Annotated in this window: 17 protein-coding genes and 2 pseudogenes; 8 read left to right on the top strand and 11 right to left on the bottom strand. The window is 58.6% G+C overall.

The features are described 5' to 3' along the window. Positions 1-409: 409 nt before the first annotated feature. The 7 genes from AB4Z52_RS33925 to AB4Z52_RS33895 form a co-directional block, all read right to left on the bottom strand. Positions 410-574 (bottom strand): hypothetical protein, encoded by a 165-nt coding sequence (locus AB4Z52_RS33925; RefSeq protein WP_442222234.1) that lies wholly within the window; start codon positions 572-574, stop codon positions 410-412. 168 nt (positions 575-742) lie between these two features. Further along, positions 743-1975, bottom strand: coding sequence for an NAD(P)/FAD-dependent oxidoreductase (locus tag AB4Z52_RS33920; RefSeq protein ID WP_442222233.1), 1233 nt, complete (start codon positions 1973-1975; stop codon positions 743-745). A 29-nt stretch (positions 1976-2004) separates the two neighbouring features. Further along, entirely contained in the window at positions 2005-2649 is a 645-nt protein-coding gene (locus tag AB4Z52_RS33915; RefSeq protein WP_442222232.1) for an FMN-binding negative transcriptional regulator, read from the bottom strand. A gap of 67 nt (positions 2650-2716) precedes the next feature. Further along, complete coding sequence (locus AB4Z52_RS33910) at positions 2717-2932, bottom strand: rubredoxin (protein WP_442222231.1); 216 nt, start codon at positions 2930-2932, stop codon at positions 2717-2719. 151 nt (positions 2933-3083) lie between these two features. After that, a complete protein-coding gene (gene pdxR, locus AB4Z52_RS33905; protein ID WP_442222230.1) occupies positions 3084-4613 on the bottom strand; it encodes a MocR-like pyridoxine biosynthesis transcription factor PdxR in 1530 nt (509 codons plus the stop codon). Positions 4614-4726: 113 nt separating this feature from the next. Continuing rightward, positions 4727-5950 (bottom strand): NAD(P)/FAD-dependent oxidoreductase, encoded by a 1224-nt coding sequence (locus tag AB4Z52_RS33900; protein ID WP_442222229.1) that lies wholly within the window; start codon positions 5948-5950, stop codon positions 4727-4729. 38 nt (positions 5951-5988) lie between these two features. Further along, a complete protein-coding gene (locus AB4Z52_RS33895; protein ID WP_442222228.1) occupies positions 5989-7428 on the bottom strand; it encodes an amidase in 1440 nt (479 codons plus the stop codon). Positions 7429-7972: 544 nt separating this feature from the next. Here AB4Z52_RS33895 and AB4Z52_RS33890 point away from each other — a divergent pair. The 7 genes and pseudogenes from AB4Z52_RS33890 to AB4Z52_RS33860 form a co-directional block, all read left to right on the top strand. Then, on the top strand, positions 7973-9583 hold the full coding sequence (locus AB4Z52_RS33890) for an ABC transporter substrate-binding protein (RefSeq protein ID WP_442222227.1): 1611 nt from the start codon (positions 7973-7975) through the stop codon (positions 9581-9583). Positions 9584-9645: 62 nt separating this feature from the next. Further along, positions 9646-10587 carry an ABC transporter permease gene (locus AB4Z52_RS33885; protein WP_442222226.1) on the top strand — a complete coding sequence of 314 codons (942 nt, stop codon included), beginning with the start codon at positions 9646-9648 and terminating at the stop codon, positions 10585-10587. Next, positions 10584-11519 carry an ABC transporter permease gene (locus tag AB4Z52_RS33880; protein WP_442222225.1) on the top strand — a complete coding sequence of 312 codons (936 nt, stop codon included), beginning with the start codon at positions 10584-10586 and terminating at the stop codon, positions 11517-11519. The genes AB4Z52_RS33885 and AB4Z52_RS33880 overlap by 4 nt, the downstream gene beginning before the upstream one ends. Next, on the top strand, positions 11516-13135 hold the full coding sequence (locus AB4Z52_RS33875) for an ABC transporter ATP-binding protein (protein ID WP_442222224.1): 1620 nt from the start codon (positions 11516-11518) through the stop codon (positions 13133-13135). Before AB4Z52_RS33880 ends, AB4Z52_RS33875 begins: the two co-directional genes overlap by 4 nt. Positions 13136-13152: 17 nt before the next feature. Next, positions 13153-14052 carry a dihydrodipicolinate synthase family protein gene (locus tag AB4Z52_RS33870; protein WP_442222223.1) on the top strand — a complete coding sequence of 300 codons (900 nt, stop codon included), beginning with the start codon at positions 13153-13155 and terminating at the stop codon, positions 14050-14052. Positions 14053-14217: 165 nt separating this feature from the next. Further along, a complete protein-coding gene (locus AB4Z52_RS33865; RefSeq protein WP_442222222.1) occupies positions 14218-15840 on the top strand; it encodes a GMC family oxidoreductase in 1623 nt (540 codons plus the stop codon). Between the two features lie 376 nt (positions 15841-16216). Then, positions 16217-16355, top strand: a pseudogene (locus AB4Z52_RS33860) (3-deoxy-7-phosphoheptulonate synthase); the annotation flags it as partial. A gap of 46 nt (positions 16356-16401) precedes the next feature. Here AB4Z52_RS33860 and AB4Z52_RS33855 read toward each other — a convergent pair. The 4 genes and pseudogenes from AB4Z52_RS33855 to AB4Z52_RS33840 all read right to left on the bottom strand — a co-directional run. Then, positions 16402-16521: pseudogene (locus tag AB4Z52_RS33855) on the bottom strand (LysE family translocator); the annotation flags it as partial. Between the two features lie 122 nt (positions 16522-16643). Continuing rightward, positions 16644-17888 carry an MFS transporter gene (locus AB4Z52_RS33850; RefSeq protein WP_442222221.1) on the bottom strand — a complete coding sequence of 415 codons (1245 nt, stop codon included), beginning with the start codon at positions 17886-17888 and terminating at the stop codon, positions 16644-16646. A 284-nt stretch (positions 17889-18172) separates the two neighbouring features. Continuing rightward, positions 18173-19093, bottom strand: a complete 921-nt coding sequence (locus tag AB4Z52_RS33845) for a flagellin N-terminal helical domain-containing protein (RefSeq protein WP_442222220.1) — start codon at positions 19091-19093, stop codon at positions 18173-18175. A gap of 259 nt (positions 19094-19352) precedes the next feature. Further along, positions 19353-19604, bottom strand: a complete 252-nt coding sequence (locus tag AB4Z52_RS33840; RefSeq protein WP_442222219.1) for a hypothetical protein — start codon at positions 19602-19604, stop codon at positions 19353-19355. Positions 19605-19933: 329 nt separating this feature from the next. Between AB4Z52_RS33840 and AB4Z52_RS33835 the strand changes: the two genes are divergently transcribed. Further along, positions 19934-21307 carry an ISNCY family transposase gene (locus AB4Z52_RS33835; RefSeq protein ID WP_442222218.1) on the top strand — a complete coding sequence of 458 codons (1374 nt, stop codon included), beginning with the start codon at positions 19934-19936 and terminating at the stop codon, positions 21305-21307. The last annotated feature ends 140 nt before the right edge of the window (positions 21308-21447 follow it).

Here is a 21447-nt window from a genome sequence, read left to right as displayed (position 1 = left end):
CTTGCCGTCCTTGATGATCCGGACCGCGCTGGGGAGTTGCAGGAACTGCTGTTTCGGATCAAGGGCCGAGCTACACTGCTGGGCCAGTCGTTCGAGCGGCGGACGGTGAATGATCGGCTGCGGCAGAGCGAACATCTGATCCTGATGCACCAGCAGATGTGACGGGCCTTGCGACCTGACCTTTCGAAAGAAGATTGGCCGCTAGAAGGCGGCATCATCACCGCGAGTGTGCCGGAGCCCGAAAGCAAGCCTGCGCTGGCGTTTGCGGCTTGTGATCGAGGTCATGCCGGTTTGCCGGGCGCTTTTCGGATTGCTAACTGATGGTCTTTATCAGTGTTTTCGGCAGGCCGCAGAGGAGAAACGGGCGTCACGGGCGCMATCAGTTTTCCACACGGTCATTCTGGAAAACTCATTGCGAGGACATGAGATGCGGGCGCGGCTGGTTCTGGAGATTATAGGTGACGATGGTGAGACGATTGCAACCGAAACCGTCGCCGATCTGGTGAAGGTGACGAGGGGCGCCCCAACCGACGTCGTTGTAGACATTGCGCAGAACCGCTTTGCGCCCCCGCATCCGTCGTGGGAATCACAATCGTCGAGTCAGGCTCACGGTATACAAGCAGGAAAAGCGTCCTGTCGTCACGCATGGCGAACTGGTACCCATTGCCCTACGAGGCCAATTTTGGCGCTAACGATTGGTCCCGGATCGCTGCTTCGTAGGCAGGGGAGTTTGTGAACTTGGTTAGTTCTCCAGAAGGGCATCAATCGCGGCGGGTGAGGAGCCGTTTGTCCCGATGTCGATCGTTGGAGCCAAAGCGATCGCTGCCTTAAGCTTTCTGATCGGGCTTGCAACGTCGCGGACCGGGCCGATGGCGCTGGCACCCCGAAGCACGCCGTCGGTTGTTACCGAAAGGAAGAGACGTGCGGCACCGGAAGTTGTCGCGACAGTGATTTCGCCATGCGTCGGCAGGCCAGCTACCTGAAGCGCAAAATCGTACTGGTTGCTCCAGAACCACGGCACTTCGTCGAACGCCTTTTCTTGACCAAGCATGTTGCGCGCCACCGTGTCGGCCTGACCTTCGGCGTTGCGCCAGTTTTCAAGTCGCAGAGAGCTACGGAAAATTCGGCTTTCATATCTGCAGACGTCACCACATGCGAAAATGTCGGGATCTTCCGTCTGCAGGAACCGATTGGCGACGATACCGTTATCGACGGCGAGCCCGGCCGCCTCGGCCAGTTCGGTTCGAGGCCGAACGCCGACGCCATAGACGACGACATCACACGCGATGACATCACCGCCTGGAAGACGGACGGCGGAGACCTTGCCCCTCCCTTCCAGCGCGGTCACGCCGACACCAAAGCGAAGATCCACGCCGTGACGACGATGCTCCGAAACCAGTACCTCCGAAACCGCCAATGGCAGGCTGCGACCCATGGCATGAGGCGCCATTTCGAGGACGTGCACGACGCAGCCGAGCTCGACCGCAGCCGCGGCGACTTCCAGCCCGATTACGCCGGCTCCGATCACGACGACCTTTTGCCCGCTTCGGAATGAACGCGCGATCGCCTCCGCATGTTGGGGCGTTCGCAGCGGCCAGACGCCGTCCAGCTCGGCTCCAGGTATCGTCAACCGATTGATCGCCGATCCCGTTGCCAAAAGAAGCTTCCCGTAGGGGAGGTCCTGACCGTCAGCCAGCACTACGCGCTTGTTTTGGCGATCGATGCTTCCGACCGATTTATCGAGATGAAGGCCGATATCGTTCTCGCCGAACCAGGTAGCTGGAAAGAAGGCACACTGTTCGCTGGTCTTCTTGCCGAGAAGCACAGCCTTGGACAGAGGCGGGCGGTCATAGGGGGCGTGAGGCTCATCGCCGACCAAAGTGATCTTACCCGTCCAACCATGTTTGCGAAGGGCGGCTGCCGCCTTCGCGCCGCTGTGGCCAGCGCCGACAATAACTACAGATTGCGCGTTCACAATGGAATCCTCCAGAACCGGGCCAAGCCTCAGGATTGACGGGCTTTTTCCGTTCCAAAGGCCACCATGCTGCCGCCGATCAGTTCGTCGCCCTGCTTCTGCAGCATCTCGCCTGCCTCGAGGATATCCCGCGCCTCGCGATTCTGGCTCAACTTGAACTTGCCCGTCAGGCGGGTGATCTCGATTTCAACGCCGACGATCGCCGTCAGCATCTTGTCGATATAATCCTTGGCACTGTCGGTCATCTTCCAGGGGTCCGCCTGTGCCGCCTCATGCGTACGGGTGAGGCGGGCGACCAGACCGCGCACATATCGCTCGTCATCGCGGATCGTCACCCGGCCATGCGCATGGACCACAAGGTAGTTCCAGGTCGGGACCTGCTTCTTGAACTCGCGCTTGCTCGGATACCAGTTGGGAGCAATGTAGGCATCGGCGGCGCGGAAGACGACGAGCACTTCGTCGCCTGTCGACACGTCCTGCCAGACCGGGTTGGCGCGCGCGACATGGGAGTGGAGGACGCCCTTCTCCCCCTCGGTCCTGTTTATCTCGAACGGAAGGTGGTTGGCGTCGAGGCCGGACTGCCCGCTGGTTACAAGAATGCCGAGCGGGTTCTTTTCAATCAGATCGAAGAGAACCTCCGGACGGTTTTCGGCAAAGTGTGGGGGTACGTACATGTTAACTCCTGGCGGCAAGCGCACGTTGCCTTGGCTGTGTGGTGGATTTCAAGGGGTTAAGGCGTGTTCAGATCTCGGTCATCTGAAAATCGGCTTTGGACGCGCCGCAGTCGGGACAGGCCCAGTCCTCCGGCACGTCTTCCCAACGCGTTCCCGGCGGTATGCCATCGTCGGGCCAACCGTCTTTCTCGGTGTAGACGAGGCCGCATAGGACGCAGAGCCACATCTTGAAGGGCGGGGTTTCGACCGGTTTTTCCAGCGTCTGAATAGCTTCGTCGCTCATCGGATGCTCCATTTCCCGAGCCCGTATCTTGGCTCGCTCGATTTCTGGAGCATTCTTTATCCGAATTGGTCCATTTCACAGGACCAGTATCCGCCATTTTTGCTGAACCAGCTCAGCTGTCATGGCAACGACGTGACGATGCGGGATCGCATCAGGCCTCGGTTGCAAAATGTGCGGGCTTGGTAAGGGGGCCACGGATCGCACCAACGGACGTATCCAGAACATCCTTGAGCCGCCGCACCGCGGTGCGGAGTTCGGCAGGGGTGAAGCCGCCAAACCCCAGCATCAGGCCAAACCGGGCAGGGGGGTTGGCAAACATCGGCGAAATTGGCCTGACGATCAGGCCGATTTTGCCTGCCTCGTCGGCAATCTTCACATCGTCGACACCGAGGGGCAGCCATAGAACGAGATGCATGCCTTGATCCGACGGCTGCAGTGTCGCCCACGCGGGAAACTCCTGTTCGATTGCCTCGATCAGCGCTGCCCGTCTCTCTGCATACACGCCGCGAATGCGGCGCACATGCGCTTCAAACAGGCCCTCGCGCATATAACTCGCCAGGACATGCTGATCGGGGGTGGCGGAATGGCGGTCGATCATCGCGCGCGCTCCCGCGAACGCATCGATCAGGGGCTCCGGCACGATCGCATAGCCGAGACGGAGCGAAGAGAACAGCATTTTGCTCATCGTACCAAGATAGACGACCCGGGACGGATCGAGCCCTTGCAAGGAGGGGAACGGATGTCCCGCGTACCGAAGTTCGCTGTCATAGTCGTCTTCGACGACCCAGGTATTGTTGTTGCGTGCCCATGAAAGCAGTGACGTACGTCTCGGCATGCTCATGGGCATGCCGAGCGGATATTGGTGGGATGGCGTGACGAAGGCCGCGCGAGCCCCAGGACATCGAAAAATCGCTTCCTTGACATCGAGCCCTTGGCCATCGACGGGGACCCGACAGGTTGTGACGCTGAAGTTGCCGAGCACCGCCTCAATCCCTGGATAAGCCGGATCCTCGGCCCAAACGGAATCGCCACTGGTCAGCAGTACTGTTGCCGCCAGGAACAGACCCTGTTGCGTTCCCGCGGTGATGATGACCTGCTCGGCGCTGCACCTTACTGCCCGCGCCTTGCGGACATAATCGGCGATCGCCGAGCGCAGTTCCGGCAATCCTCTTGGGTCGATATATCCCGAAGGTGACGCAGGGCGGGTTGCCCGCACCCGATTGCCCAGGCGCCGCCATTTGTCGTCGGGAGCAACAGCACCGGCCGGATGCGCGATCGCGAACGGCAGGGATCCTTGCGGCCGTAACGTCTTTCCAACGGCAGCGAGCCGGCTGACATTTGCTGGAAGCGGCAGGTCAACTGCCGTGATATCCACCGTCACGTCCTGTGCCGCCACCTCTGAAGCGCTCTCATGAACATTGGCAACAACAGTCCCGCTTCTGGCGCGGGTTGCGAGATAGCCTTCCGCATAGAGCTGGTCGAATGCCTCAACGATCGTTCCTCGTGCGATGCCGAGGGAGACAGAGAGGGCTCGGGTCGAGGGCAGCCGCTGACCAGGCTTGAGATCCCCCTTTGCTATCGCGTCGCGAAGGGCTTGGGTGAATTGTTGACCGATGCGGCCGGTGGTTCGGTCGAAGGACCTGAGGGACGGTATTGTGATAACATCTTGCCGCCGCGCCATCCATCTGGTCCATTGTTTTGTGACGATATGAGCAAGGACTGTAGGCCAAGATTTCCTGAAGATGAAGATCATTCTATCGCAAGACCGCAATGGAGATGGAGAGCCACTGATCCCTAAGCCAGCAAGGCAGTGCGCAGCTCAAAGCCGGGATCGGCAAGTTGCTCGGGGGTAAGGTGTGCCTGCTTTGCCAGGATTTGATGCGCCAGTGCCTGTTCATGAGTGTTATTGATACTTTCGACTGCACGCAGATGCCGTTCAGCGAAATGCCACAAGGAGAAGGCGTCCGTGTTTCCCTCGCGCTTAATCGTCATGTCCACTCCATCAAGAAATCCCACCATCTGAAACTTGCAGGCCCTCTGATCTGACCAGAACACCGGTGGTGCAAGGTAAGGCCTGCAGGCTCCGACGAGTGTTGCGGCGGCCGAAGCCGCTTGTTCATGCGCGTTTTGGATACTTTCGAGCCGTATCGGGATGCCTAGGTGTATACTGGGAAACGCCGTACAATCGCCCACCGCTAAAATACTCTTGTCCGATGTTCTCATGAACTGATCGACGAGAATACCGTTCTCGCAGGCAAGCCCGGCATCGCGCGCCAGATCGATGTTGGGGAATGCACCGATTGCGAACAGGCAAATGTTTGCTTCCAGCCTTGCCCCATTCGTCAGTGTGAGGCCCTTGAGTCGGTCCGCCTTCGCGTGGATCTCCGCAATTCCGGCCTCAAGATGCATTTCGACGCCGGCGATGCGATGGAGGCGCTCGATTTCCACAGACATATGCGGCGAGCATGAGCGAGCCATAACGCGCTTCTGAAACTCGACGAGAGCCACACGACATCCAATGCTCGCAAGCGTTGACGCCACCTCCAGTCCGATCAAACCGGCACCGACAATCACCACTTTTTTGGACGAGATCAGTGCGTCTCTTACGAACCGCGCGTCATTCAGACTTCGCAGGTTAACCACGCCAGATGGCACAGCGCCGAAGCTTTGGGGCAAGCTCCGCGCGTTGCTCCCAGTCGCGAAGGCGAGTGCTGCATACCGAAGCTGCCGCCCGTCCTCAAGTTCCACGGCACGCGCCCGTCGATCGAGTTTCACACAACGCTTTCCGGAGAGAAGTCGAATCTGCGCCAGTGCAAAGAACCGATCGGAGCGCAGCGCGATGTCTTCTGTCGAAAGGTTTTGTGTCAGAAAGCCCTTGGAGAGGGGCGGCTTCTGATAAGGGAAATCTTTCTCTCCGTTGATCAACGTGATCGGTTCCCGATAGCCCATCTCGCGGCACTTCACAGCAAGCTGTACGCCGGCATGTGACGCGCCGATTATTATCAGACCTCCAGGCATTAATTCCCTCCCGTTCCACAGTCACATGCGACCGCCGCTTAAAGCGACGCATCGAGATTTGTTTTGGCGATGTCAAATGGTCCTGGAGGCAAGGCGGCCTCAAGAGCATAGGCTGCTCGCAAAACGAGGCTGTCCGCGCGCATCGGGCCAACAATCTGAACTCCGATTGGCAAACCTTCGCTATTGAAGCCGCAGGGAACAGAAATCGCCGGCAACTGGGCGATATTGAACGGATAAGTAAAGGGGCTCCAACCAATCCAGTCTGTTCCCCACTCCTGCCTTCCGCCAAATCCGGGCGGTGGCGTATCGGCTCCAGCTGGAAGAGCGACGGTCGGCATTTGTGGAGTAATGAGCAGATCATAGTGCTCGAACAGCTGGTTCAACTTGGCCGAAAGAGCTATCCGTTTGCGGGTTATCGCCTCGACAACGCTCACGCCGTCGACTTTTTCTCCGCGCTCTGCCGCTCTTGCCATGCCGGGATCACAGCGCGACCGGTCTTCGTCAGAAAAGCTGCGCAAAATGAGTGCTGCACCAGCCTCCCAAAGTGTTACGAGGACATCGCTTGGGTCATCAAGCTCGGGTTTGACGTCCTCGACACAAGCGCCATTGGCTTGAAGAATGTCCGCCGCGCGCCTAACAGCGGAAATGACTTCGGGATCGACATGATCCGCATAGCCCAGATCGACCGAACAACCGACCCGTAAGCCCCCAGCTCCCTCATCCAGGCCTTCATGATAGGCTGGAGGAACCAGATTCCAGGCTGTCGGATCACGGTGGTCCGGGTGACCAATGATCGACAACATCAGAGCCGCTTCTGAAACCGTTCTGGCGAGGGGACCAACATGGGCCAGCCCACCCATAGCGGAAAGAGGATAAGACGGAACCGCGCCGTAAGAAGGTTTGAGGCCCACGACCCCACAAAAACTTGCAGGGATTCTGATCGATCCGGCGCCATCGGTCCCAAGGTGCAAGATGCCCATGCCAAGCAGGGCTGCGACCGCAGCTCCGGCAGAGGAGCCACCGCTTGTTCGCGAAAGACTCCATGGGTTTCGGGTGATGCCGGTCAGCGGACTATCGCCCACACCCTTCCATCCAAACTCTGGCATGGTCGTTTTTCCAAGAAGAACGCAACCCGCCTCTTTCAGTCGCGCGACGGCCGGCGCATCGAAAGTGGCGGGTTTGCCTGCCGTCAGGAGCGAGCCCTGTCGCGTGGGATATCCATGCCAAGCGATGTTGTCTTTGATCGTCGCAGGCACGCCATCGGCGGCCCCAAATTGCTCGCCGCAGCGCCAGCGACGCTCCGACGCTTGCGCGGCTCTCAACGCGCCGTCGCGATCAAGAACAACGAAGGCGTTGACCTTTGGTTCGAACCGTTCGATCCGCTCCAGGCAGGAGCTCAAGACCTCCACGGGCGACAATTCGCGCGCTCGAAATGCCTTCGACAGTGCAAGCGCGGACATCGATGCCAATTCAGCCATAACATGTTCTCCGGACAACGGCAGATCGTTCGAACAGGCCGCGGCGGGAAACTATGCCCCATCTTCGTCCCGTTTCTCGGAGACTGACAGCCCGGCGCCATGATTTGCAGCACCAGATAACGGCAAATTCACCGGGCCAGAACTCGGACGAGTTGAACAGGCTGATATCTCAGCAGTGACAAGCCTTCCAGACCAGTGGTCTTTCTGCAGATCGCGGTGAGCGTCCTTCCAGTGGACCAGAATCGGACCGGGCGGAGCCAAATACGTGCGATTCTGGACCTATCTCCAAACGCGGTGGAGCGTGATGATTTTACGATCCAGAAATTGGAGACCAGATGAACCGCTAGGCTGTTGTTCAGTAGTTTTTGCGCCCAGCCCGGCCAGACAGGATTCGCCGCCGGAGAACAATGGCGCTCATGATCGAGCGACCAATCGATGCTTCAAATCGCAATCCAAGGAGCGAAATCTCGCGCAAGACAGGCGCCCACCAAGACAAAATACCGAGAAATTTTCACTCGCATAGAAATAAAAAGGGGAACCAGCTATGCCATCAATGAAAATGCGTCGCAGATCCTTCATCGCTGCGCTCGCGGCTACCGGCGGCATGATGTCCCTGCCGGCCTTTGTCCTCGCTGAGGGCGACGACGACAAGGACACGCTCCGCGTCGTCATGCAGGGAGATGTTCGGATTGTCGATCCGATCTGGACGACGGCCTACATCGTCCGCGATCACGGCTACATGATTTACGACACGCTGTTTGCGATGGACGCGAACGGCGAAATTCAGCCACAGATGGTGGATCGCTACACCGTGAGCGAGGACAAGCTCACCTACACGTTCACCCTTCGCGCTGGCTTGCTGTGGCACGACAACCAGCCGGTGACAACGGCTGACATCATCCCTTCGATCAAGCGCTGGGCGGCGCGCGATGCGCTCGGGCAGACCGTGATGACCTTCGTGGCGAACATCGAAGCCAAGGATGATCTGACCTTCGAGATCAAGCTTAAGGAGCCGACGGGCCTTTTGGTCTTCGCGCTTGGCAAGCCGTCGTCGAACGTACCGTTCATGATGCCCAAGCGCATCGCTGAGACAGACCCGAACACCCAGATTTCCGAGTTCATCGGATCCGGACCTTTCGTTTTCAAAGCCGACGAATGGCGCCCTGGTGACAAGGCGGTCTACACCAAGTTTGAAGGCTACAAGCCTCGCTCCGAGGCTCCATCAGGACTTGCAGGCGGGAAGGTCGCCAAAGTCAAGCGCGTGGAATGGCGGGTAATTGCCGATCAGCAGCAGGCCGTCAATGCACTCCTCAACGGCGAGATCGACATCATCCAACAGCCCGGGCCAGACCTCTTTCCGCTGCTTAAGGACGATCCGTCGGTGAAAATTGTCAATTGGAACCCCTACGGCTATCAGTACAATTTGCGTTTCAATCAGGCGGTTAAGCCCTTTGACAATCCAAAGATCCGGCAGGCGGCACTCTACGCGCTGAATCAGGAGGATTTCCTCCAAGCGGCGATCGGCAACCCGGAATTCTATACAAAATGCAAAGCCATGTTCGTTTGCGGAACGGCGCTCGAAACGACCGCAGGCATGGAAGACAAGCTTGATTCGAACTTTGAGAAGTCGAAGCAGCTTTTGGCAGAAGCGGGCTATAAAGGAGAACCTGTCGTTCTTCTTCACTCAACCGACCTGCCTGTGCTGACCAATATCGCACCGGTGGCAAAGTCACTTCTAGAGCGTGGCGGTTTTATCGTCGATATGCAGTCGATGGACTGGCAGACCGTTCTTTCGCGCCGCGTTCGGAAGGATCCGCCGTCGCAGGGTGGGTGGAACGCGATGGTGACCTATTGGTCGTCTGCCGACGTTCTCAATCCCGTTATGGGCGCCTTTTTCAATGCGTCGGGCGACAAAGCGGCCTTCGGCTGGCCAAACGACCCGAAGATGGAGGAGCTGCGTCGGCAATTTGCTCTCGCGGGCACGCCGGAAGAACGCAAACGCACTGCCGAAGCTGTCCAGCTTCGAGAGGCGGAAAGTCCGACACATATCGTTCTCGGGCAATTCAACTTGCCTGGGGCCGCTCGATCAAATGTGGCGGGATGGATTCCGGCAGCAGCGCCTGTGTTCTGGAACATCGAAAAAGTCGACGAGTGAGAAAAGTCGGTCGGCCGGCGATCAGGCCGACCCTCTTTCCTCCGTGGAAAGGCGTATTTCCCATGATTCAATACACTGTTCGTCGACTTGCTGCGACTGTGCCGGTCATGCTGGTTGTGGCAGCGCTGGTGTTCCTGATGCTGCGGCTGACACCTGGAGACCCTGCCGCCATCATTGCCGGCGACAATGCCACACCGCAGCAGCTCCTGGAGATCCGCCAGAAGCTTGGTCTGGAAGAACCGGTGGTCACCCAATACTTCGTTTGGCTCGGTCAGATTGTCACTGGCAACTTTGGCCACAGCTTCTTTTTTAAGAAGACGGTCTGGGACCTCATTTCCGATCGGATCGAACCGACACTATCCCTCTCTGTCGTGACCATTCTTCTCGCGGTCACGGTCGCGATCCCGCTTGGCGCGATAGCGGCGTATCGACAAGGTACAATCGTGGATCGGGTTGTCATGAGTGTCTCTGTGCTCGGATTTTCGATCCCGGTGTTCGTTATTGGGTATCTGCTGGTCTACGTGTTCGCGATCGAACTGAAATGGCTCCCCGTCCAGGGTTACCAGAGAATTACGGGGGGCATCGGTCCCTGGTTCAAAAGCCTTGTTCTGCCGGCCATAACATTGTCCGTTATTTACATCGCACTCATCGCTCGCATGACGCGGACGAGCATGCTGGAGGTCCTCTCCGAGGATTACATCCGCACTGCCCGGGCGAAAGGGCAGACAGAAGCGAAAGTGCTCTTCGGACACGCGCTTAAAAACGCCGCCGTGCCCATCGTTACGGTGGTGGGGCTTGGTGTCGCGCTGCTCATCGGCGGTGTCGTCGTGACTGAAAGTGTCTTCTCCATACCCGGCCTCGGGCGCCTTACCGTGGATGCGGTGCTCGCTCGGGACTTTCCGGTGATCCAGGCAATCATTCTTCTTTTCGCCTTTGTCTACGTCCTGATCAACCTGATCGTAGATCTCTCATATACGATCTTTGACCCGAGGATAACCCATTGACCGCACACACCTCAGTCCGCTCGTTGCCTGAACCGGAAATTAAGCCCCTCAGCGTGCGTTCCGCGCTCCTTTACAAACTCCTCCGCAACCCTTCTGTTGTGATGGGTTCGATTATTGTACTCGTGTTGCTCCTCGTCGGCCTTGCCGCACCGCTTCTAGCGAACGTCGACCCCATCGCGATCGACCCGACGGCCAGAAACCGCGTCCCCATGGCGGAAAGCAGTCAGCGGCTTGACGACGGGACGCGTTCAACCGTCACGCACCTGATGGGCACTGACTCGCTCGGGCGGGACGTTTATAGTCGCGTCCTCTACGGCGCCCGCGTTTCTCTGCTCGTCGGTATCACCGTGGCGGTCGTGTCGATCACTCTCGGATTAGCGATCGGTCTGATTGCCGGCTACTTCCCGTGGGTCGATAGGATCGTCATGCGGATCATGGACGGTCTGATGGCGATTCCTGCAATCTTGCTTGCGATCGCGCTTGTCTCTTTGTCGAGTGCGGGAATACTGACGGTCATCGTCGCCATCATAGTTCCTGAAATCCCGCGCGTCGTCCGGTTGGTCCGTTCTGTGGTTCTTTCTGCGCGCCATGAACCCTATGTCGAGGCAGCAATTACGGTCGGGACCCGTACTCTCCCTCTGCTGATCAGGCACATCCTGCCGAATACGATCGCGCCGTTGATTGTCCAAGGCACCTTTATCTGCGCCTCGGCAATCCTGGTAGAAGCGATCCTGTCATTTCTCGGCATCGGTATCCCACCAGAAATACCAACGTGGGGAAACATCATGGCGGAGGGACGGCAATTGTTCCGGCTCTTCCCGCACAACATTCTGTTTCCGGGGATTTTTCTCGGTCTGACAGTTCTAGCAATCAATATTCTCGGTGATGGTCTGCGTGACGTGCTTGACCCAAAAATGGAGAAACGCGTATGAACGAGCCGCTTCTGGAAATCAGGAACTTAACGGTCGGCCTACCGCAGTCCGCCGATCGCCCGCACGCTGTCGAGGCTATCTCATTTGCGGTCGGGGCAGGGGAAATCGTTTGCGTCGTGGGTGAGTCCGGCTCAGGCAAGTCCGTCACGTCGCATGCTGTCATGGGCCTGGTTCCGAAAGGATTGACGGTGGGAGCAGGGGAAATCTTGCTTCAGGGCGAAGACGTGCTCCAGGCCTCCCCTGCGCGTCTTCGCGCGCTTCGCGGAACGCGCATGGCCATGATCTTTCAGGAGCCAATGACCGCCCTTAATCCGGTCGTCCCTTGCGGCGAGCAAATTGACGAGGTCTTGCGAATCCACACGGATCTCAATCCCGCTGAACGAAAAGAGAAAGTTCTCGCGATCATGGAATCGGTCCATCTTCCTGATCCGACGCGAATGTACGCATCCTATCCCCACCAGCTCTCCGGTGGCCAGCGCCAGCGCATCATGATCGCCCAGGCGCTCATTCTCGATCCCGCGCTGTTGATCGCGGACGAACCAACGACCGCGCTCGACGTGACGACGCAAGCACAGATCCTCAAGCTTATCGCTGAGGTGCAGCAGCGCCGTGGCACAGGCGTCTTATTCATCACCCATGACTTCGGTGTCGTCGCCGACATCGCTGACCGCGTTGTGGTCATGCAAAACGGGACACTGGTGGAGCAGGGTAGCGCTTCCCAGGTGTTGAGATCGCCAGCGCATCCGTATACCCGGATGCTGATTAACGCTGTTCCGAAACTCAATCCCCCGAACCGGATCGAAAACACCGGGCCGAACCGACTGGAGACGGTCAAGCTCTCCAAATTCTACGGTGCTCCCCGTTTGATCAAGAAGGGCGCTGGGGTCCATGCGGTGAATTCCGTCGACTTCAGGTTGCGAGCCGGCGAAACGTTGGGCATTGTCGGCGAGTCAGGCTCCGGAAAATCAACCGTTGCACGCTGTATCGCACGACTAGTCGATCCTACATCCGGAGCGATCATTACTGGCGAAGCGGACATTGCGAGCCTTCCAGAAAGGCAATTGCGGGGCCACCGCCAGCGCTGTCAGATCGTCTTCCAGGATCCCTACCGATCCCTCAATCCGCGCCGCACCGTAGGCGCTTCCATTGTCGAGGGCCCGATCAATTTTGGCGCTACGCCGGACCACGCCCGCAACCGCGCGCGCGAATTGATGTCTCTCGTCGGTCTTTCACCCGAAGCGCTGGATCGCTATCCGCATCAATTCTCGGGCGGCCAACGGCAACGTATCTGCATTGCGCGCGCCCTGGCGATGGAGCCGGAGATCCTCATCGCTGACGAAGCCGTATCCGCACTCGACGTTTCCGTCCAGGCGCAGGTGCTCGATCTTCTCGAAGACGTGCGCCAAAGGTTCAACCTCGCCATGCTCTTCATCACGCATGACCTTCGGGTCGCAGCCCAAATCTGCGATCGCATCCTCGTCATGAAGAACGGACGCGTAGTGGAGCAGGGCCCAACCGCCGATATCTTCGCAGCGCCCCAGGACCCATACACGAAGGCTTTGTTCGAGGCAGCACCCGGCAAGGCGTTCGAATTCGCCAACGCTCTCTCGGCCTAACAGCAAGGGTACAGAACATGACATATCCCGACGGTCTCTCCGCATTTCCCATTACCCCCACCAACGAAGACGGCAGCATCGACCTCGGCGCCCTTCGCGAACTGGTATTGCCGCTCGTCGAAGCCCGCGTAGACTCGATAGGGCTTCTTGGCAGCACCGGTACTTATATGTATCTGTCGCGGGAAGAACGACGACGCGCCACCGAGGCTGCTGTAGCGATTTCCGGAGGTGTGCCGATCATCGCTGGCATCGGCGCTTTGCGAACCGACGACTCCGTTCGGCTTGCTCAAGACGCAAGGGCGGCAGGGGCCAGCGCCGGCCTTCTCGCACCGGTGTCCTATACACCGCTCACCGATGAGGAAGTGTTCGAGCACTTTTCGACCGTAGCACGAGAGAGTGGATTGCCGATCTGCATCTACGACAATCCAGGAACCACGCACTTCACGTTCAGCCCCGAGCTTCTTGGGCGATTGAGCCGTATCGAGGGTATCGTCGCCGTGAAGAGCCCGGCGCCAGGGGCGGCCGAGATCCGAGCCCACCATTTTGCTTTGAAGACTGTCGTTCGCAACGGTTGCTCGCTCGGCTATAGCGGCGACTGGGATTCCGCCGAGGGTCTGATCGCCGGCGCCTCGAGCTGGTACAGCGTCATTGGCGGCCTGTTCCCGATCACGTGCCTTGCAATCGTTCGGGCAGCGCAACGAAACGACGCTGGCGAGGCACGCCGGCTGAATGCTCATCTTGAGCCGATCTGGTCGCTGTTTAAGGAGTTCTCAAGCCTGCGGGTGGTCTACACGATCGCCGAGCTCAATCGCGCTATCCATGCAAAGCCACCCAGGCCGATCCTGCCCCTCTCCCCACCGGCAAGAGCTAAGGTCGAGACGGCGCTCGCCGGGCTTCCGGCCGATCTTCTTCGCTGACGGGCGAACCTCATAAGACGCGGAACCATCATATCGTGCTCGCCTGTCAGGGCGGACATTCAACAAAATGAGTAGGTTACGCCGGGCACGCTCGGCTTGAGGCCTGCGGAGCCATTCACAGGCTCGCGCCTTCAGGAAAGCGATGGACCGGCCGGGAGGACATTCATGGTGAAGCAGTTCGACGGCGAATATGACTATATTGTCGTGGGTGCCGGAACAGCCGGCTGTATCGTCGCTAATCGTTTATCGGAGGATCCCCGAAAACGCGTGCTGTTATTGGAAGCCGGCGGAAAGGACAACTGGATCTGGTTCCACATCCCGGTCGGCTACCTATTCGCGATCGGCAACCCGCGCGCGGACTGGCTTTTCAAGACAGAAGCTGAGCCTGGACTCAATGGGCGGACACTAGCCTATCCGCGCGGAAAGGTGATCGGCGGCTCCTCTGCCATCAACGCGATGATCTCGATGCGCGGTCAGGCCGCAGATTACGATCATTGGCAGCAGCTGGGGCTAAACGGATGGGGATGGCAAGATGTCTTGCCGGTATTCAGGCGGCTCGAGGACCATTTCCTCGGAGAGAGCCAACATCATGGGACTGGTGGCGGATGGCGAATTGAGGCCCCCCGCATTTCCTGGAAGGTGTTGGACGCGGTCGCTGGCGCGGCCGCCGATATGGGCATTGATAGCGTTGCTGACTTCAACACTGGCGACAACGAGGGCGTCGGCTACTTTCACGTCAATCAAAAACGCGGACGGCGCTGGTCGTCGGCGCGCGGGTTCCTCAAACCCGCATTGTCGCGCCCGAACCTGCGCCTCGAAACCCATGTCACTGTTAATCGTCTCATCCTGGAGAATGGACGGGCGGTCGGCGTCGAATTCTCGCGCGGAGGCGAAGTCCTCCAAGTGCGGGCAAAGGGCGAGGTCATCCTTTCGTCGGGATCGATCGGATCGACGCAAATCCTGCATCGCTCCGGAGTCGGTCCCGGCGAATGGCTCGCGCCGCTCGGCATCGACGTTCGCCTCGAAAAACAAGGGGTCGGGCGCAACCTGCAGGACCACCTCCAGCAACGGGCGATCTACAAGGTTCACGGTATCCGAACGCTCAACGAGAGTTATTACTCGCTGGCTTATCGCGCATGGATGGGAGCCGATTATGCGCTGCGACGCCGCGGACCTCTCACGATGGCGCCATCGCAGCTGGGGATCTTCACCCGCTCGGACGCCAGGCAGGAGCGTGCTAACATCCAGTTCCACGTTCAGCCGCTGTCCTTGGAAAAATTCGGTGAGCCCCTGCACCGGTTCCCGGCCATCACTGTCGCGGCATGCAACTTGCGCCCGACGTCTCGGGGAACTGTCCGATTAAAATCCCGTGCGGTCTCCGAAGCACCTGAGATCAGGCCAAACTATCTCTCTACCAACGAAGACAGGCAGGTGGCTGCCGATGCGATACGCGTCACGCGCAAGCTCATGGCTCAGCAGGCGCTTCGGCCCTACCGTCCCGAGGAATATCTTCCCGGTCGCGCGGTGGGCGACGATGACGTATCTCTGGCAAAGGCCGCCGGCGACATCGGCACGACGATCTTTCATCCAGTCGGAACGGCGAAAATGGGACCCGCGAGCGATTCGATGGCCGTGGTGGACGCTCGCCTACGTTTTTATGGTCTCGATCGGCTTCGTGTGGTGGACGCATCGGTCATGCCCACGATCACTTCCGGAAACACGAACACTCCAACCGCCATGATCGCCGCAAAAGGAGCAGCCATGATCATAGAAGATGGCCTCGCCTGACACGTCGGCCAACGCATCCTTGTGATCTGCGGGGCATTTTATGGACTATGCGATAGCAAGCAATTTCCTGAATGACTCTGCGTTATCGTACACGTTGTGAATTACTCGCTGAGGGTCCGAGCGGCGGCACTGATACAGACAGAGGTACGAGAGATTTTCCGACCAAAATCACCGGAACCAATAATGACCAAGCATAAACGGCAGTTCCATAAATCGCATTACGAATTTTCAGTAAGATATCGTTATAATTAGCTAAATCATGGAATCAATTTTGATGCCGTTAGCCCGTATTGGCGATGATCTCCTTGATTGGAACGAGTCCAGTCCTGTCATCGTCCGTTCCACCCCGGGTGCCCGATCCCGGTCTCGGTGTGCACTCGTGTACGGCCAGAGCATCACCGATGGCTGCATCGACTGGGCGACCACCGAGACCGTCCTGCACCGCCTTGCCGGCGTTGTCGAGTGGCCGGTCGGCACACCGCGCCTTGATGGAAAGCCGGCAGGGCGCCGCCTGATCTGGCATGGACAAGGCAGGGCGGCGATTCCCGTTTCAGCCAGGGATCACGCCGCCCTCAGTCCTTCCCAAGCGGTGAACACCGAGACCGCAAAAAGCAGCAGCCCAGCCGCCCGGCCTGCAAGAATGGTCGCCCGCGGATTGGCGATCAAAAGGTTGCGGCTGCGCTACATGCGGAGCGTCCGGCTCATGCTTTTGTTCATCGGAACAACCCAGACCCCATGACGGTCCTCTGCTCGGGGCCAGTCCCGATGGCGTTCCACACGACGGGGGAACGGGCTCCGCTTGGCTAGGGGCTAGGTGGCAGGTTCGGACGGCGGTCAGAGGCCGGGCAGATGTCCAAGTCGCCGCTGAGCAGGGGAGGGGGCTTTGACGCGATCTTCTGCGTCGGCCGAATAAGATATGTGGCAAGACCTATGCCGATACTGGTCGCCGTAACCGCCAGAATGATTTGAAAAGCGGCGGCTGGCGCACCGGCCATCTGCGCGGTCCAACCGAAGAGCGATGACGAGATTGCAACTCCGAAAAACACGAGCGTATTGAGCAGTCCCAAAAGAACCCCTCTGCGTGCGGATGGCATGAGCTCCTGTGCTTCGGCCATGACAAGCGGGTGCAGGTTGCCAATTGAATACAGGACGCAGATTAGCGCGACTGCAAAGACGAAGCTCGAGCCCGGATTTATGGCCAGCGCGGCGGTCGCGAGCGCTGCCACGCCCATACTGATGGCAATAATCCTTCGTGCTGGCACTTTGGACACGATGAGCGGGATGGTAAACGAGGTCGCTATGCCCACCACACTGACAATCGTCAGGGCGAGCCCCGACAAGCGTTGATCCGCGTCGAACATTTCTGAGAGATAGGGCCCCGCCCAGGCGTTTCGAAACGTGCCGCCCAGAGAGAGCGTCAGGCAGATCGGCAGGAGATAGATCAAGCCCCTCGAGGTGCCGGTGGCGACGGGCGTTCGCGACCCTTTCTCGCCTGCCGAGTTAGACATTATCGCGACAGAGGCGGCGCACAGCGCCATTGACGCGGCCGTGATGAACATCGCGCCTCGCCAGCCCACGAGTTCCGACAGTGTTACCAACGGCGACGCCGAAAGAAGGGCGCCGAGGGAGCCGATGGCACCCACTGTTGCGATCCTTCTTTGCGCCGCTGTTGGGTCGCCTTGTCGCCCGAGCTGATAGACCACACCCATGAAAATCGGGGAGCAACCGACACCAAGGACCGCCTGGGCAGCAATCAAGTACCCGGCAGTTGTCGCAGTTGCGACCATTGTCGCACCTATCGCGCCAACGACCATTAATGCAACCATGGGAGTTTTCGCGCCAAAGCGGTCGAAGGTGGCGCCAAGCGGCATCTGCAGTAGTCCAAAGGATATATAGAAGGCGGAAGCAGCATATCCATAACCGCTGGGATCGAGATGGATATCCGCGGCGATCATGGGGCCGACCACGCCGAAGTAGCTGCGAAAGAACATGCTCATCAGAAAAGCAAGGGCGAGCGGGAAGAGCCCCAGATATTCGTTACGTTTCAAACTTCCGCCCTTTCCCGACATGTTACAGGAATGCTCTGTTGTCGAAAAGGTTTCAATACTCTGCCACATCCACCGGACGCGTGCTGTCCAAGATCGACTGCGCCTGCGCGACTTGCCAGCATCTCGGCAAGCGCCTGCGCCTCCGCCTTGTCCGTCTTCTCAGGCGGTCGAGCGTCATCATCAACGCAAGTTCAGAAAATAGAAAGAGCCGCGCCCTTTGGAAGCGCGGCTTCTGATTTTACGATAGATGCGATGTCTGGATGGACGCCGCATCCTCTGCCGCTTTATTTGAAGAGCGACAGGATGCTCTGCGACGAGGAATTGGCAATCGAGAGCGACTGTACTGCCAGCTGCTGCTGTGTCTGCAGGGCAGAAAGCTTGCTCGATTCCTGTTCCATGTTGGCGTCAACCAGCTTGCCGACGCCGGAGTTGATCGTGTCGCTGAGCGACGAGACGAAGGTCGTCTGCAGGTCGATACGCGCGGTCAGCGAGCCGAGCTGCGAGCCGGCCGCGGTCATTGCCGCCAGTGCGCCTTCAACCATGGTCAGCGCCGTGTCGATGCCGCCCGAGGTCATATTGGTGATGTCGAGGCTGTAGACCGAGAAGCTGGAGGCGCCAAACGTCGTCGTCGTGCCGAGGATGCCCGAGCTGGTGGTGATGACGCCGACCGAGTCTGAACCGAACAGGACGTTGCCGGTTGCCAGATCGCTGAAGGTGTAGCTGGTACTCTTAACCGAAACGCCGCCGGTGGCGCTGCGGATGAACGAGGAAACAACCGAGGCGGAGGCGCCCGAGGATGCAACCATCCAATTTTGGCCGGAGAACGAAGCCGACTGGGCAACGCTCGACAGCTGCTGCTGCAGCTGCGTGATTTCGCCCTGGATGTTGCTCTTGTTGACGCTGCCTTCTTCGGCAGTGACGAGCTTGGCCTTGATCGACTCGACGATGCTGATGGCGCTGTCCATGGCGGTCGAAGCAGTGTCGACCTTGGCAGCGCCGAGACCGAGGGCGTCGGAAACGGCGCCCATGGCACCATTGTCGGACTTCATGGTGGTGGCAATCGACCAGTAGGCAGCGTTGTCGGAAGCCTTGGAGATGCGCAGGCCGGTTGAAACGTGCTTCTGCGTCATTGTCAGGTTGGAGTTGATGCCGCGCAGTGTCTGCAGAGCAGCCATCGCTGCATTGTTGGTGATAATGCTCGTCATAGTGTTTCTTGCCCCTTATGGCAGTGGTTGAAAAGGGACATTCCGGAATTGCCACCGGGAACGACTGTCAGCTTCATGCCTGTTAACCCAAACTTCAGGTTAACTTACCGTTTCGATGGGCTCATAAGACAGCAACATGGTAAATGAAATCTAAACGCTGTTGCTAATAAATGTTTAAAAACTGTCACTTAGAACGTACTGCTTAACTGTTTGTTCAGATTCGGCTAAGTTGCCCTGCCCATTTATTTCGCCAATCGCGCTATCGGTGGAAGAGCGCGCGAAGATCGGCATCCTTGAGCAGGCCCTTGACGCGATTGAGATTGCGGTTTCCAGCATGGACCCAGTCTGGCTGGGGGCATGGCGGCTTGATCTGCTGGTGGGTGTAGCCAGTCGTTCCTCGTTTTTGAGAATGGGTAACCTCATAAAAGAAACCGCAGGAACTCAAAATCAGATTGAGATCGAAGTCGGCCGAATGCTCCGGCAAGTAAGGAGGCAGCGTGGGACGACTCAAGTTCAGCTTGGCGCCCGTGATAGCCGTGTCTGCATGCCTCGCTGGCCACGAAGTATTGCCTGATTGCATAGGTTCCATCGGGAAAAACTGGATAGCGACCCTATATAAAATTGGTAGTATTCCGGGTAAGAATTCGGCGAGACTTCACAAAAGGGGCATCGCCAAGCGCCACGCTTCCGAGGTGGACGGCAAAGCTGGTAACAGCGGCCTCAAAGTTCCATAATATATATTATGAATTTTTCAATTTGTAGCCGCAAAGTTAAAGTGTCCTGTTTCTGCAAAGTTGGAATGTCACACTCCCCGGGTTTTGATGACCTGGGAGATTGCAGATGGGATTGATAGCGATGAGCGAGCGTGACCTGCAGCGGATCGCGGTTTTGTCGAAGGTCGTTGACGGCCGGATGACCATGGTGTCAGCGGCGCATGTGCTTGATCTGAGCGAGCGCCAGGTACGTCGGCTGCTGGAGCGAATACGAACTGGTGGTGCGGCGTCGATCCGGCACAAGGCAATCGGCCGACCGTCGAACAATCGGATCAGCGACGGTGTTCGAGATTATGCGGTGACGCTGGTTTGCGAACGCTATGCGGATTTCGGGCCGACCTTGGCGACGGAGAAGCTTGCCGAACGCGATGGCTTGCATGTGTCACGCGAGACGTTGCGCAGCTGGATGGTCGATGCTGGACTGTGGCTGTCGCGCAAGCAGCGCCGCACGTTTCATCAGCCGCGGCTGCGGCGCGAGGCTTATGGTGAGTTGGTGCAGATCGACGGCTCCGAGCATCGCTGGTTTGAGGATCGCGGACCGCCGTGCTCGCTGCTGGTGTTCGTCGATGATGCGACCGGGAGGTTGATGCAGTTGCGTTTCGTGCGTTCGGAAAGCGCCTTCACCTATTTCGAGGCACTGGCCCTGTATCTTGAGCGTCACGGCGCGCCGATTGCCTTTTATTCGGACAAGCATTCGGTGTTCCGGGTGGCGAGGAAGGATGTCAAGGGTGGCCAGGGCATGACCCAGTTCGGGCGTGCGCTTTGCGAGCTAAACATTGAGATTCTCTGTGCAAATTCCAGCCAAGCCAAAGGCCGTGTCGAGCGGATGAACCGGACATTGCAAGACCGCCTGGTCAAAGAGCTGCGGCTTTCCGGCATCGACACCATGGAGGCGGGTAATGCGTTTTTGCCGGGCTTCGTGGAGGACTACAATGAGCGCTTTGCGATCATCCCTACCCGTCCAGACGACCTTCATCGGCCGATGAACCTGGCGCCGGATCGGCTCGCCGAGATCCTGTGCAAGCGCGAGCAGCGCTATGTCGGATCGCAGCTGACGTTTTCGTTTGAGCGCAAGCGGATCATGCTGGAGGAGACCGAGATGACGCGCGGTCTGGTTGGCCGCTACGTCGAGACCTATGCCTATGCGGATGGGCGGCTCGATGTGCGCTGGAAGGGACATTCCCTGCCCTATACGGTGTTCGACAAGGACCAGCGGGTGACGCATGCGGCAATTACCGAGAACAAGCGGCTCGGCGAAGTGCTGGCCTATGTCAAAGAGCGCCAGGACCAGGAGGTAAGGCCGGTCGTGAAGACAAATAGCGACAAGAACGGCTACAAGCCGACAGGTCGCAAACCCGGAAGACGCACGGATTACATGAACGATCCGGCGGTCATTGCGCGACGTGAGAAGGCCCTGTTGCGGCAGCAAGCTGCCGAGTGAATGACCGATCGGATCGTCTTAAAGCTAAAGTCGAAGAGGAGCGTCTCAACCGCCCCCTCCCTTCCCTTGCAACCCGGCTCAGCCGGTCCGGTCGGGGGCTTGCCTCAGCGCAAGTGGACATGTCGAGTGTCGCATTTCTA

The sequence above is a fragment of the Rhizobium sp. 2YAF20 genome, from assembly GCF_052114685.1.
Taxonomy (GTDB): domain Bacteria; phylum Pseudomonadota; class Alphaproteobacteria; order Rhizobiales; family Rhizobiaceae; genus Rhizobium.
This window is presented reverse-complemented; position numbering and strand designations above follow the sequence as displayed.

What these genes read in the sequence shown, in the direction of transcription:
- AB4Z52_RS33925 (WP_442222234.1), bottom strand. Translation starts at nt 574, where the DNA reads ATGCGGGGGCGCAAAGCGGTTCTGCGCAATGTCTACAACGACGTCGGT.
- AB4Z52_RS33915 (WP_442222232.1), bottom strand. Translation starts at nt 2,649, where the DNA reads ATGTACGTACCCCCACACTTTGCCGAAAACCGTCCGGAGGTTCTCTTC.
- AB4Z52_RS33910 (WP_442222231.1), bottom strand. Translation starts at nt 2,932, where the DNA reads ATGAGCGACGAAGCTATTCAGACGCTGGAAAAACCGGTCGAAACCCCG.
- pdxR (WP_442222230.1), bottom strand. Translation starts at nt 4,613, where the DNA reads ATGGCGCGGCGGCAAGATGTTATCACAATACCGTCCCTCAGGTCCTTC.
- AB4Z52_RS33900 (WP_442222229.1), bottom strand. Translation starts at nt 5,950, where the DNA reads ATGCCTGGAGGTCTGATAATAATCGGCGCGTCACATGCCGGCGTACAG.
- AB4Z52_RS33895 (WP_442222228.1), bottom strand. Translation starts at nt 7,428, where the DNA reads ATGGCTGAATTGGCATCGATGTCCGCGCTTGCACTGTCGAAGGCATTT.
- AB4Z52_RS33890 (WP_442222227.1), top strand. Translation starts at nt 7,973, where the DNA reads ATGCCATCAATGAAAATGCGTCGCAGATCCTTCATCGCTGCGCTCGCG.
- AB4Z52_RS33885 (WP_442222226.1), top strand. Translation starts at nt 9,646, where the DNA reads ATGATTCAATACACTGTTCGTCGACTTGCTGCGACTGTGCCGGTCATG.
- AB4Z52_RS33875 (WP_442222224.1), top strand. Translation starts at nt 11,516, where the DNA reads ATGAACGAGCCGCTTCTGGAAATCAGGAACTTAACGGTCGGCCTACCG.
- AB4Z52_RS33870 (WP_442222223.1), top strand. Translation starts at nt 13,153, where the DNA reads ATGACATATCCCGACGGTCTCTCCGCATTTCCCATTACCCCCACCAAC.
- AB4Z52_RS33865 (WP_442222222.1), top strand. Translation starts at nt 14,218, where the DNA reads ATGGTGAAGCAGTTCGACGGCGAATATGACTATATTGTCGTGGGTGCC.
- AB4Z52_RS33845 (WP_442222220.1), bottom strand. Translation starts at nt 19,093, where the DNA reads ATGACGAGCATTATCACCAACAATGCAGCGATGGCTGCTCTGCAGACA.
- AB4Z52_RS33835 (WP_442222218.1), top strand. Translation starts at nt 19,934, where the DNA reads ATGGGATTGATAGCGATGAGCGAGCGTGACCTGCAGCGGATCGCGGTT.